The organism is Curvivirga aplysinae (assembly GCF_009711445.1).
Taxonomy (GTDB): Bacteria; Pseudomonadota; Alphaproteobacteria; order UBA8366; family Aestuariispiraceae; genus Curvivirga; species Curvivirga aplysinae.
In genome coordinates this window covers 1-12,683 of the sequence record NZ_SMMC01000191.1, presented here as the reverse complement: position 1 = coordinate 12,683, position 12,683 = coordinate 1, and the positions used below count along the sequence as shown (strand labels likewise).

The window sequence follows — 12,683 nt, the reverse complement described above, 5'->3', positions numbered from 1 at the left end:
CGTAAATTATCTAAATAATGAACCATTAAAATATGTTAGAATAAGGTATGAGTTGATTAGGGTGGTTTTTTCATCACACAATTTTACTTATTTTGAAGAGACGTTGTTGCATTCCATAATGGACGCTATTGGATGCGGCGGAAAACAATGTAAGAAGTTACAATTATAATATTCGGTGGTGTTTATGGTTTTTAGCCAAATTCGATTTTTATTTATCCTTCTGGTCTTGATGCTTTTTGCAGCTAATATAAGCCGTGCTGAAACAATTTCTTATGTCAGATATCAAACAGAGGCGGGCCCGCGCTTTGGTATTCTTAATGGAGATCAGATCGCAGAATTAAGTGCCGGACTTTTCCCCGTATCTGAAAAAACAGGCAAAAGAATTTCTGTGGAAGAAGTGCGCTTGTTGCCGCCTACAGATGCGCGTAAAGTTTTTGCTGTTGGGATGAATTTTGCGAGCCATATTGCCTCTTCTTCCTCACAGCCTCCGCCTTTGTTTTTAAAACTCCCTAGTTCATTGATAGGAAGTGGGGAAGAGATTGTCCTGCCGAAAGATGCCAGTAATGTGCATTTCGAAGGTGAGCTTGTCTTGATCATTGGCAAGCGCGCAAAAAATATATCTGAAGAAGATGTAGAAGATTATATTTTTGGATTAACAGCCGGAAATGACTTAAGTGAGCGTAACTGGCAAGGGCAAGATTTACAATGGATGCGCGCGAAGGCAAGCGATGGATTTGGTCCCGTCGGGCCGGTGCTTGTGACGGGACTTGATCCAAATAATTTATTGCTAACGACGCGGTTAAATGGCGAAATCGTGCAACAGGAAAATACACAGAATATGATCCATAAGCCGGCGAAAGTTGTTAGCTATTTAAGTCGTTATTTTACGTTGGAACCCGGTGATATGATTTTTATGGGCACACCGGGGCGCACAAAATCTCTCAAGGATAGTGATGTTATTGAAGTCACAATTGAAGGGATTGGAACATTATCTAACCGTGTGTCCAGATAGAATTTTGAACAGAGGACTCTGGAGCTTATAGAAACTGGCTCAGAATGATCTTTGTCGTAAATCCACCAAGATATAATCCTAATCCAAAAATGAAATGTGTCATTAGGCTTTTTAGTCGTGCGCTATTGGGCTTGGGAAGTTTACTGCCTGCGATACCGAGGCCGAAACATGGTTGCATCAGGAAGAAAGGAAATACAACCGTACTGATCCCGATAATAAGGGATTGAATGATACTGGGTGAATATCCCCAAATAAGAACCAACACAGCTGCGAAAAGAATACCGATAGTATAATGCAAAACCCAACCAATTATGCTTTCTCCGGCAATTCTGGAACTTTTCCCAATAGCTTTATGGGTTAGTTTTCCTTTGAAGAAATGGCCAATCCAACGACCGACCATTGCATAATTCAGTCCCACAATATTAAAGGCAGCTTTTAGAAATAGGGCCCAGATATCCATTGTTATCGTAGCAATGATACCCATAAAAACGGCATGACTTAAAAGTGATAGACTTTCCAACTTTCTTCTCCTGAGATCTAATATTGACCTCAGGATAAAAGTTCAAGTTAACTTTAGGTCAAGTAAAGAATTTGGACCTAATCCTAAAAATCCAGAATCTGTTTCACGAAACTCTCAATTCGTTCGTTCAACTGGACAGAATTGTTTTTGAGTTCTGCAGAAGCATCTAGTAACTCTTGAGAAACATCGCCTGCTTTATTGGCATTATCGGAAACGGCTTGGATACTTTGAGATACCTGCGCTGTACCTGTTGAAGCTTCTTGCACATTTCTTGAAATTTCCTGTGTGGCAGCACTTTGTTCTTCTATGGCGCTGGCAATGACTGTTGAAATTTCGCTAATTTGTTTAATGGTATTACCGATACCTTCAATTGCAGAAACTGAATCCTTTGTGGAACTCTGTACACCAGCAATTTGTTGAGTAATTTCTTCGGTTGCTTTTGCGGTTTGATTGGCAAGGTTTTTAACTTCACTGGCGACTACAGCAAATCCTTTGCCTGCTTCGCCTGCTCTGGCTGCCTCAATGGTTGCATTCAGAGCCAAGAGACTGGTTTGTGTTGCGATATCATTGATTAATTCAATCACATTGCTGATGCGCGCCGCAGAATCTGAAAGGCCGGAAACCAGTTGGTTTGCACGATCTGCTTCGCGCACCGCACTATCGGACACTTCGACAGCACGAGTAACCTGTGAATTGATTTCACTTACAGAAGCCGTTAGTTCCTCGGTCGCACTTGCGACCGTTGCAACATTTGCAGAAGCTTCTTCTGTTGCAGCTGAAACATCAGTCGATCTTTGAGAGACATCAGAAGAAATTTGTGACATGGATGCGGCGGAAGTATGCATACTGTTCGATGCATTATTCACATTATTGGCAACTTCTTTAACAGAATTTTCAAAATCAGTTGCGAGTTTTTTGCGTCTTTCTTGACGTTCTTCACTCGCGCGAATTTCAGCCTCTTTCTGATCAACCTCCATGTGACGAATTTGCACGAGTTTATCTCGGAAATCGGACAATGCATTGCTTAAAACACCGACTTCATCATTCCGATCTGTAAACTCTATAGAGACATCTGTTTGATTATTTGAAAGACTACTTACCACATCTGTAATGTGATGAAGAGGTTTGCCAATTAAGAAAGATACTAGTAGCCATATCAACACAGCTAGTAACAAAATGAGGATGACAGAAATTACAATTGTATCTTGAAAAAGGCTGTTTGCAGGTGCGGAAATTTTATCAAGTGGTAAGATTGCCATCACGGACCAAGGGGTTGTCGAACGACCTATTTTTACCGGTGTAAAAACATAGACGGCTTCGGCGTTAATTTCTTCCGAAAAACCTTCGATTGTTGTGACTTCTCCGGCCGCGATTGCGGATTTTACAGTTTCGTAAAAAGCACTCTTTTCTTCAATGGGTTTGCCTATTTGATCTTTGTCGGGATAGGCTGCCCACACACCCGCATTTGTAATGAGCGTAACTAATCCGGTTTCATAGGGTCGAATGTCGGCAATTTTATCCTGTACATCTGCCAATCTGAAATCAATGCCGACTGTTGCCAGAAATTTGCCTTGATTAATGACTGGATATACCAAGCTTGTGGCTAGAAATGAAACACCATCTAGTTCCATCTCATAAGGTTCTGTGATGGTTTCGGCTCTGCTGTCTCTGACACCACCATACCAATCGGCTGTTTCCCCTTTTTTGATTTTTAAAGGTCTTACGCCTAGGGATTGTGGATCTTTACGATACCATAAGTCAATAAATCGACCACTTTCATCAGACTCGGGGGTGTTGGCAAAATCACTATCTTTATTATCAAGTGCATTTGGCTCCCAACCGCTCCAAACGGCTACAAAGTCAGGATTGTGCCTTGTAACACCCTTTAATGCTTCGCGATAAATCGCGCGATCTAATAGGTTGGCATTTTTATATTCTAAATACTGTTCCCCAATTGACCTTACTGTAATCATTGCTTTTTCTATATCTATACTGATATCAGAAGCGGCACGACCGGCTAATTCTTTACCATGTTCGATGGCGAGTGTGATGGTTTCTTTCTCGCTTTTATTCGCAATCCAAATTGTTGAAGCACTGAGTCCCAAAACTAAAACGCATATAATCGATAATAATAATTTACCTGTGAGAGATAGTTTTTTCATTCGTTCTGCTCCTTCATTCTGTTTTTGCGAGTGGTGTTACAAGCAAGCTTAGAAATATTGGTTACAAGGCTTAGTTTATTGTTTTTAGTAGGTAGTTTTGGACGATTTCTTCTATGCTCTTGTCTTCCTGCATCCTCAGGATGACTTGATCAAGCTTCTCAATAAAATCATTTTTAAAACTTGGATTATTATTTCTACTATAGGCGACATATCCCCATTCTTTGCGAATAACTGGTCCAAACTTAAGTTCCTTTGCTTTTCTGGCCTTGATTTTATTCTTTGCCACCATATTTTTGAGGCCATATTCAATAGATATTCGATCATTTGCATAACAAGGCACGCGTCCCCCGGTGAGTTTCATGAGATTAACTTCATTGCCATCGCCGCTTTCAAGTCTCATCACTTTTTCACCATTTTTAAAAAGGACGGACTCATCAATGACGGCAAAACCACGGTTGATAGCAATGGTTAAGCCATAAAAATCATTGGGCCAGAATATGCGCCTGGTATTTTGAAAAACGTCTTTTCGACAAATGAGGATAGTTTCCTCCGCATATATGGGGACGGAATAGCGTGAAATAAATGGCCTCTCACCAGGTCGGTAATAAGGAGGCAGCAAACCAAAAGCAGTTCCTTTTTCAGTTTCTCTTAGGGCTCTTTTCCAAGGTAGGGGGATAAGGTTTATTTGATAACCGTCTAATCGTTCGTCTGCTGCACGTAAAATATCAGGGTAAATTCCCAATAGATCGCCATCTTCAATAAACGAATAGGGGGGGTAACTATTATCTGCAACAATGGTAACTTTTTCATTTGCGTTGGACACGCCAAAAAGCGAGAGGACTAAGAGAGCAGATAAACCAAATCTGATGCCTTTCGAAATCACGTGAACAACTCCCTTTCAGCAAAAGCTGAGATGAACTTCACCGGGCTTTCTTATTAGAAAAATGTATAATTTCTAGTTTCTAAGTGTGTTTTGAGATATTTAATCACAATTAGATTTTAATTACATCAAATTAATTTAGATATTTAGTAATATAGTGGAATGTGAGTTGTGTAAGAGACTGAAGAGCTTGTTAATGCATGAGATGTCTGGATGTATAGGATTCTTCATCTAAGGCATTGAGAACATTGGTATCTATCTTGGCTCTATTTTCATTCATCATGGATTCAAACATGATCAGGTGATGAAGAGCGGTAGGGATTTCGATATCCCACATTAGTTTTGAAAGATTGCGTCGGGCCGCATCTAAATCTTGGGATTGAATATCGTGCAGAATTAGAAGCAGGACTTTTTCATCATCACTCACCTTTCCACAAGAGGCGCAACCAAGCAGAAAGGGTTTTCTAACATTCCTTATGAGAAAACTTAGAAAGGAATCCCAGTGATGGGCAGCATCCTTTCCACCTAAAGAACAAAATTTTTGTGTCCATATATTAAGAGCTTCATGCAATTGGTTATCTTGTATGCCTCGCATATTTAAATGTGCGATACGTGACCATACCCGTGTCACACATAAGATAAATTCCGAATAATCTCGATATTGGCAGGGGACCAATTCATCATCCAGATATTCATGAAGCAATTCCTCATCTGCTTCATGTTGGTTTGGAAAATGGAACATATGATACTTGGCTGGCTTTGTGTGTTGTTGAGACAAGAATATACCCTAAAGTTAAATGTGAGACCGTGATTTGCATTCATAGTAACGGTATTTAAAATTAGATGCAATTAATAATCATTATTAAATAAGTTTTTTATGTTTCATTGCCCAGCAGATGGGTATCTAAATATTAGAATTTACTTGTATGTGGTTGTGGTTGAGTTACACTCGTAAATGGATAGCGCGTTTAAGGAAAATTCTGCTTATAGGGAAGGATTAAGCAATGCATAAATTTATGGGCGGCATAGTGGGGGTATCTGGCATAATTTTAGGAATGCTATTGGCAGGCCCGTCAGCAACTGCAGGAACTATCGTGGTGTGTAATTCACCAGCAACCGGTATGTGTGGCGAATATGATTTAAATAATGCGCAAACTGCGGAACAATATATGCAGCAATGCCAAAGTATGGGCAGTCAGGCAAGTTATGGTGGTCAGTGTGATCAATCAGGTGCTGCCTGCCAACATAGTTCAGGTATAGGTTCAGTAATCACATATGTCTATAATCTAGACCCAAGTGTGGTTCATGAATCTTGCCGACAAAATGGTGGCACGCCTTTATAAGGTGTATTCTTCTTTGGTATGGATTTTTTATAGAATGCGAAAACATATCGAAGAATTAAACGAATGAGGATGTATGCGTCTTAGACTTATAATACTGATTTTAATTAATTTATTTATGTTTAAGGTTCACAGCGTAGTGCATGCTGAGACACTTATTGTGTCTGGTGAATACGCACCATACTCGTCGGCAAATATGTTAAATGATGGTCTCACGTCAGAGCTTGTTAAACGTGTTTTCAAGGAAATGGGGCATAAGCCACGTATTGTTTTTCGTCCATGGCAAAGAGGGTATAATCTGACTAAGAGAGGCGATTACGTTGGCACTTTTCCATATTATAAAAATCCGGAACGGGAAAAAGAGTTTTTGTACAGCGATCCAATCGTGAGCTGGGAAAGTTATATTTTCTTTCCAGTATCTGCGCCTCTTTCATCTGAGACATTATTAGGTAAAACGGAATGTTTACCCTTTCACTATGCATCTACTTTGTTGACGCATTCTTTATATGATAAGGGAGTCATTAAGCGGGAAAAGCCCGCAACGGCTTCAAATTGCTGGAATTTGATTGTTTCTGATAGAGTAGATTTCTTCATCGAAGACGCATTAGTAGCGAAGCGCTATTTAGAGACTCTTGATGATCCTATCAGAGCGAAGATTGGGCAAAGTCAAAATAACGTAAGCCAATCATATGGATATATGATATTTCCAAAGAGCCAACCGGAATCAGAAAAGTTGAGAGAGGCGTTTAACATCGCTCTGAAGCATCTTGGATTAAATTTATTCTAATTCATCTCCCGGCATGCCAGATTTAATCTAATTAGCAATAGATAGACCAATATGAATGACATCTGCACTTATTTGCGCTGTGGGTGGTAATCTTTAAAGCTCATTAATGTCGCCAAAGAATTACGAAAAAATATGGGCAATTTATGGCCCTAGTCTGAAAAAGAATTTCGTTAAAAAGATTTCAGAAGATGATGCAAAGATGCTTGGGGTTATCTTAAAAAGGTATGAAAAGTTACTTAGTTTGAAGAATAAACGCGGTAAGCTTGTTGATCTTTCTTAATGAGAATTCTCTACCATCAAGCTTCATTCCAATTAAAAAGCCAGCGTAAGGGGAAACGCTGGCTTTCATAGTGTTAGCGCAGATACGCTACTAGGGAGGTGTTGAGTTCTTAGTCAGCAGCTTGTGCCGTTTGTGCATTGTTGAATACATCTTCCAAACGATCACCGTCTGTGAGTAAATATTCAAATGCTGCCAAAGAGGCTTTGGATCCCTCGCCCATAGCAATGACAATCTGTTTATAAGGTACAGTTGTCACATCGCCACATGCATAGATGCCGCTAGCAGAGGTCTGGCATTTTTCATCAATAACGATTTCACCAAATTTCGTGCGTTCAACCACATCACCCAAGAAGTCACTATTTGGCACCAGACCGATTTGAACAAAGACACCATCCAAGTTCAGGGATGTTTTCTCTTCTGTGGCACGATCGGTATAATCAATCGCACTTACTTTGCCATTGGTTGCCTGAATTTCATTGGTGGCAACATTTTTCAAAATTGTAATATTGTCACGCTCTTCAGCTTTATCCACCAAGACTTTATCTGCCTTCAATTCAGGCATAAATTCAAAGACGGTCACAGATTTCACGATACCCGCTAAATCAAGGGCTGCTTCAATACCGGAATTACCACCACCTATTACCGCTACATCTTTGCCTTTAAAGAAGGGACCATCGCAATGCGGGCAGTAAGCCACACCGTTACCAATATTTTCTTTTTCGCCCGGAACACCCAATTCACGCCATTTAGCACCCGTGGCAATGATCAAGGTCTTTGTATTGATCACTTCACCAGACGACAAGGTGACAGCTTTGATATCGCCTTGTGTCACAGAAGCAACTTTCAAATGTTCTTTCAAGGTCACATCATATTCATTCATATGGGCCATCAAAGCACCGGATAATTCAGGACCTGTGGTTTTCTTTACAGAAATCAGGTTCTCAATATCCATCGTGTCTTTCACCTGACCACCGACGCGATCCGCGATTAAGGTTACTTTCAAACCTTTACGTGCGGAATAAATCGCTGCACTTACACCAGCTGGACCACCACCGATCACTGTGACATCTTGTAATGGCAAAGCCTCACCGCTTGGTGCTTGTGTCATGGACGGGGCGCGTTCCATCAATTTCTCAATCAAAACAGCCGCATCCACTTTACCATTGGCGAATAATTCACCGTTTAAATAGACGCTTGGAACACCTTGAATATCACGTTCTTTGATGATGTCTTGGAAAGGGCCACCATCAATCATTTCGTTGCTGATATTCGGGTTCAACAAGGCAAACTGGTTCAATGCCTGAACAACGTCAGGACAGTTATGACAGCTTAAGCTGATAAATGTTTCAAATTTCAATTCTTCTGTGATATTGGCGACCATCTTTTGAAGGCCTTCTTCCAATTTCAACGGAGTACCAGAAGCTTGCAATATCGCTAAGATAAGGGAGTTAAACTCATGTCCGCCCGGCACACCGGAGAAACGGATACCTGTATCTTGGCCATCAGCTTCTAGTAAAAAACTGATCGGGCTACGCAACGCATCATGGTCGCGTTCTTCCAGTTTCAAATTATCGCTAACAGAAGCAATATCGGATAGGAACTTCACCAATTCTGCGCGTTTTTCGTGTTCCCCTGTATGCAATACGAAGGTAACTGTCTTTTGCATATTTTCTGTGTAAGCTTTTATGGATTGCAAAATTGCATCAGTTAACATGGTTAATACTCCTAATAAAAATATGGTCTTTTAGGGAAATCCGGGGCCTTGAAGCATTTATTTCAAGGCCCGCACAGATTTCTTGTCAGATCTTAGATCTTGCCAACAAGATCCAAGGAAGGTGCTAATGTTTCTTCACCTTCTTTCCAAGCTGCTGGGCAAACTTCACCTGGGTGAGCCGCAACATATTGTGCTGCTTTTACTTTGCGAAGTAGGTCAGAAGCGTCACGGCCAATGCCTTCAGCTGTGATTTCCATTGCTTGGATGATGCCGTCTGGGTCAACTACGAATGTTGCACGATCAGCAAGACCAACACCTGGACGCATTACGTCGAAGTTGTTTGTGATGTTGCCGTTCGCATCACCCAACATTGTGTATTTGATTTTGCCGATTGTGTCAGACGCGTCGTGCCAAGCTTTATGTGTGAAATGTGTGTCTGTAGAAACAGAATAGATTTCAACACCCATTTTTTGGAACTCGTCGTAATGATCAGCAAGATCACCCAATTCTGTAGGACATACAAATGTGAAGTCAGCTGGGTAGAAGAAGAACACGGACCATTTACCTTTAAGATCGTCGGAAGAAACTTCAACGAACTCACCGTCTTTAAAAGCAGTTGTTTGGAAAGGTTTAATTTCTGTGTTGATCAGTGCCATGATGGCCTCCTTGGAATAAAAAATGTGGTTTGTCGTTAAGACAATTGGAATATAGAAATTCGCCTCTGATAAGTAAAATTGATTATTTTGATATTTGTAATCTAAAAAATTGAATGTATATTATAGTAAAGAAAACGGGCGCTTTGCCGGTGTTTTAGGATAGATAAAATGATTACGACCAAACAATTGACCTATGCCTTGGCAGTTGAAAAAACGCTGCATTTTAAAAAAACAGCTGAAGCCTGTCATATTAGTCAATCTGCGTTAAGTACGGCCTTGAATGAACTCGAAAAGCAATTGGGCTTCACCATTTTTGAACGGGATAATAAAAAGGTTCTGTTGACCCCTATTGGTAAAGAAGTTTTGGATCGTGCACGGGTAATTATTCAGGAAATTAATGATCTGCAAAGCTTGGCAGATGGCGGGGATCCACTCAATTTTCCAATGACGATTGGCATTATCCCGACCATCGCGCCCTATATGTTGCCACGTATTTTGCCGGATATTAATGCGAAATATCCTAACTCTGAGATTACGGTGGTGGAAGAACAATCCCATGTTTTAGTGGATATGGTGAGGAACGGAGAATTGGATACAGCTGTCTTGGCGATGCCTTATCCTTGTGATGGCTTAATGGTGATGGATTTCTGGGAAGAGGATTTTTATTGGATTGCAACCAAAGGGGCAGCCCATACCGACCAGCAAGAAATCACCAGTGATGAATTACTTGAGAGCAACTTGATGCTTTTGAAAGAGGGGCATTGTTTAAAGGATCATATTCTACAAGCGTGTAAATTCCCGGAACCGCCTGGTAACCATGGATTTAGCGCCACCAGTTTGCATACCCTCATTCAGATGGTCCGCGGTGAAATGGGGACGACACTTATTCCCGAAATGGCGCTGAACCAGTTAATTTCTCAAGATGATAATTTGACCACGGTACATCTGGATGAACCTAGTCCGCATCGAAAGATTGCGTTTATTATGCGTCCTAATTACACGCGAATGCGTTGTATCGAAGCATTGATAGAGTTAAGTAAGTTGGCGTTGTCTCATTGAGCTATCTCAAAAGTTTGTCGCATTCGATTTTGCAAATTGATTAGTTCGGTGAATTAATCCAGTAATTTCTTCGGGGATATAGAAAAATTGGATCGAAGAAATGAGACATGGATTAATATTTATTTTTCTAGGCCTGTTGTGGAATATAATGATTCCTCAGGCCTATGCCGTTAAAACAGGTGACGTGCTTGCAGAAGAATTAGGATGTAACAATTGTCATGGAGCAAACGGTATTAGTGAAGATCCTTTTGTTCCAAACTTGGCTGGGCAGAAATATAAATATCTTAAGAAGCAGATTGATGTTTTTCAATCTGATCATGCCTACGAGTTTGAAGAGGAAAAGATTTCGGAACGTCATCATTCTATGATGCATAACTTGTCTGAATCTGTCACTATTTACGAACTAAACCGTGTGATCCGATATTATTCTAAACTTGCCTGTGATGTGCCGCCAAAGCGTAAGATTACAGAAATTATCCCAGAGGTGAAAAGATGCGAGATTTGTCATGGGGGTATTAGGACGAACCCCTTTCGAGATTCCCCTAATTTAGCGGGGCAAAAGAAAGTTTACATGTTAAGACAGTTACATAACCTGATTGACGGACAGGCACATGCTCAGGATCGTGCAGTTAGATACCATCGTTTGACGGAGTTAATGGTAGAAGGTTTGAATCCTGAAGGTATTGAAAAGGCCGTTGAATATTATAGTGCAATGGGATGTGGGCCACAGACGGGCCGATGATAGATTTATACTTGCTTTTCGTTCTTTTCAACTTCGGTCAGGGTTGAATATAAACGGTATTGGTTGCGGCCTGCTTTTTTAGATTCATACATTGCCTGGTCGGCATAGTCGATCAGTTTTTCCAAATCATTGGTATCGTTTGGAAGTGTTGCGATACCCAAGCTTGCCCCCATAACAAAGTCTTTTCCTTGCAGGGTAAATGGTGTTGTGAGTGAGTCTAAAACCTTATTGGCGATGATAACCACATCTTCGGGATTTTGAAGATTTTCAACGATCGCAACAAATTCATCACCGCCAATGCGGGCGATTGTATCTGCGCCGCGCATCACATGTTTAAAACGATTTGCGACCTCAATAAGTGCTGCATCTCCTGCATCGTGGCCCATAGTGTCATTGATGGGTTTGAAGTTGTCTAGATCGATAAAGATGATACCCATAGGCTTTTGGGAACGTTGGTATCTTGCTTTGGCTTGGGCGAGATTTTCTTCAAATAAAGCCCGATTGGGCAGGCCTGTTAACCTGTCATGATAAGCAATATATGTGAGGCGCTCTTGTTCTTTCTTGCGTTCCGAAATGTCACGCATAATGCCCGTAAAACTTTGTCGTCCGTGTCGATCTGTGACGCGTGCAATTGATAATTCTAACGGAAAAACCTCTCCGTCCTTACGCTCACCGGAAAATTCCCGTAATTGATTAAACATGGTGGACTGGCCTGTTAATAGATATTTAGCCATATAGTCAGAATGTTGCGTTTTGTAGGGTTCAGGCATAAAAATTGAAACATTTTTTCCTACAGCTTCGGCTTTTTGATAGCCGAACATATTTTCACAACCACCGTTTATATCTTGAACGATGCCGTATTCATCGATAATCACAATGGCTTCGTTTACAGTTTGCAAGATACTTCGAATACGTTCTTCTCTGGATCTGGCAGCTTGGGAGGCTGCAACAAACTCTGTGATGTCCTGACATTCGACCATGTATAGTTCAGCACTATCATGAGGGATGGATGTGACCATCATTTTCACATCTAACATCATGCCGCCCATTTCCATCATCTTTAACGGAATTCCATCGGTTTCTTCGGCAAAAGCATCAAGGCCCAACATAAGGATATCTGCAAACTGGTCTTCTACAAAATCAGTGAGCGGGCGATTTACAACGTTGCTGGGATTTTCAAAACCAAATACCCGATAAGCCTGTGCATTCACATAGAGTATGGTTGTTTTATCACACACAAAGATTGGATTTTGGACGCGCTTAAGGATGTCGGACGCACCGCGCCCGATCAGGTTCTCTATAACCAAATCCTCGGAATTCTTCCGTGTGGAAATATTCATTAAACAACAACCCTGCTTTTTCTAAAGCAGCGATTCTCCCCGCCCTTACAGCCCCAAGACCGCATGTATTCGAAAAGACTTTTATACCCAAATGATCCAATTTTCTAGTCCTTTTGAAAAAAAGATTAAAATTTTATTCAATTCCCCTGTAAGTAGAATTTGAAATTTTACTTTAACTACACTGCAATCAC

The 12,683-nt window shown here is 40.8% G+C and carries 12 protein-coding genes; 5 read left to right on the top strand and 7 right to left on the bottom strand.

Going from position 1 to position 12,683, the window contains the following annotated elements; all coding sequences use genetic code 11:
• Positions 1–184 precede the first annotated feature (184 nt).
• Entirely contained in the window at positions 185–1,012 is an 828-nt protein-coding gene (locus E1160_RS11140; protein ID WP_155155239.1) for a fumarylacetoacetate hydrolase family protein, read from the top strand.
• 25 nt (positions 1,013–1,037) lie between these two features.
• Here the strand turns inward: E1160_RS11140 and E1160_RS11135 are convergent, their stop codons facing one another.
• From E1160_RS11135 to E1160_RS11120, 4 genes are all read right to left on the bottom strand, one after another.
• Positions 1,038–1,532 (bottom strand): DUF2938 domain-containing protein, encoded by a 495-nt coding sequence (locus tag E1160_RS11135; RefSeq protein ID WP_235914113.1) that lies wholly within the window; start codon positions 1,530–1,532, stop codon positions 1,038–1,040.
• Between the two features lie 83 nt (positions 1,533–1,615).
• Positions 1,616–3,694: a methyl-accepting chemotaxis protein gene (locus E1160_RS11130; RefSeq protein WP_155155238.1), complete on the bottom strand. Its 2,079-nt coding sequence runs from the start codon at positions 3,692–3,694 to the stop codon at positions 1,616–1,618.
• A 70-nt stretch (positions 3,695–3,764) separates the two neighbouring features.
• Positions 3,765–4,577, bottom strand: a complete 813-nt coding sequence (locus E1160_RS11125) for a substrate-binding periplasmic protein (protein WP_155155237.1) — start codon at positions 4,575–4,577, stop codon at positions 3,765–3,767.
• Positions 4,578–4,767: 190 nt separating this feature from the next.
• A complete protein-coding gene (locus tag E1160_RS11120) occupies positions 4,768–5,352 on the bottom strand; it encodes a hypothetical protein (protein WP_155155236.1) in 585 nt (194 codons plus the stop codon).
• A 226-nt stretch (positions 5,353–5,578) separates the two neighbouring features.
• Here E1160_RS11120 and E1160_RS11115 point away from each other — a divergent pair, with 226 nt between their 5' ends.
• Positions 5,579–5,917, top strand: coding sequence for a hypothetical protein (locus tag E1160_RS11115; protein WP_155155235.1), 339 nt, complete (start codon positions 5,579–5,581; stop codon positions 5,915–5,917).
• A 73-nt stretch (positions 5,918–5,990) separates the two neighbouring features.
• Positions 5,991–6,701 carry a substrate-binding periplasmic protein gene (locus E1160_RS11110; RefSeq protein ID WP_155155234.1) on the top strand — a complete coding sequence of 237 codons (711 nt, stop codon included), beginning with the start codon at positions 5,991–5,993 and terminating at the stop codon, positions 6,699–6,701.
• Positions 6,702–7,090: 389 nt separating this feature from the next.
• Here E1160_RS11110 and ahpF read toward each other — a convergent pair whose 3' ends face one another.
• Both ahpF and ahpC read right to left on the bottom strand, forming a co-directional pair.
• A complete protein-coding gene (ahpF, locus tag E1160_RS11105) occupies positions 7,091–8,695 on the bottom strand; it encodes an alkyl hydroperoxide reductase subunit F (RefSeq protein WP_155155233.1) in 1,605 nt (534 codons plus the stop codon).
• A gap of 92 nt (positions 8,696–8,787) precedes the next feature.
• On the bottom strand, positions 8,788–9,351 hold the full coding sequence (ahpC, locus tag E1160_RS11100) for an alkyl hydroperoxide reductase subunit C (protein WP_155155232.1): 564 nt from the start codon (positions 9,349–9,351) through the stop codon (positions 8,788–8,790).
• A gap of 168 nt (positions 9,352–9,519) precedes the next feature.
• On the opposite strand from ahpC, the gene E1160_RS11095 reads away from it, so the two are divergent.
• Together E1160_RS11095 and E1160_RS11090 are read left to right on the top strand one after the other, a co-directional pair.
• Positions 9,520–10,410 carry a hydrogen peroxide-inducible genes activator gene (locus tag E1160_RS11095; RefSeq protein WP_155155231.1) on the top strand — a complete coding sequence of 297 codons (891 nt, stop codon included), beginning with the start codon at positions 9,520–9,522 and terminating at the stop codon, positions 10,408–10,410.
• 148 nt (positions 10,411–10,558) lie between these two features.
• Positions 10,559–11,152 (top strand): c-type cytochrome, encoded by a 594-nt coding sequence (locus E1160_RS11090; RefSeq protein ID WP_218048849.1) that lies wholly within the window; start codon positions 10,559–10,561, stop codon positions 11,150–11,152.
• 5 nt (positions 11,153–11,157) lie between these two features.
• Here E1160_RS11090 and E1160_RS11085 read toward each other — a convergent pair whose 3' ends face one another.
• A complete protein-coding gene (locus E1160_RS11085; protein ID WP_155155229.1) occupies positions 11,158–12,492 on the bottom strand; it encodes a diguanylate cyclase domain-containing protein in 1,335 nt (444 codons plus the stop codon).
• Between the last annotated feature and the right edge of the window lie 191 nt (positions 12,493–12,683).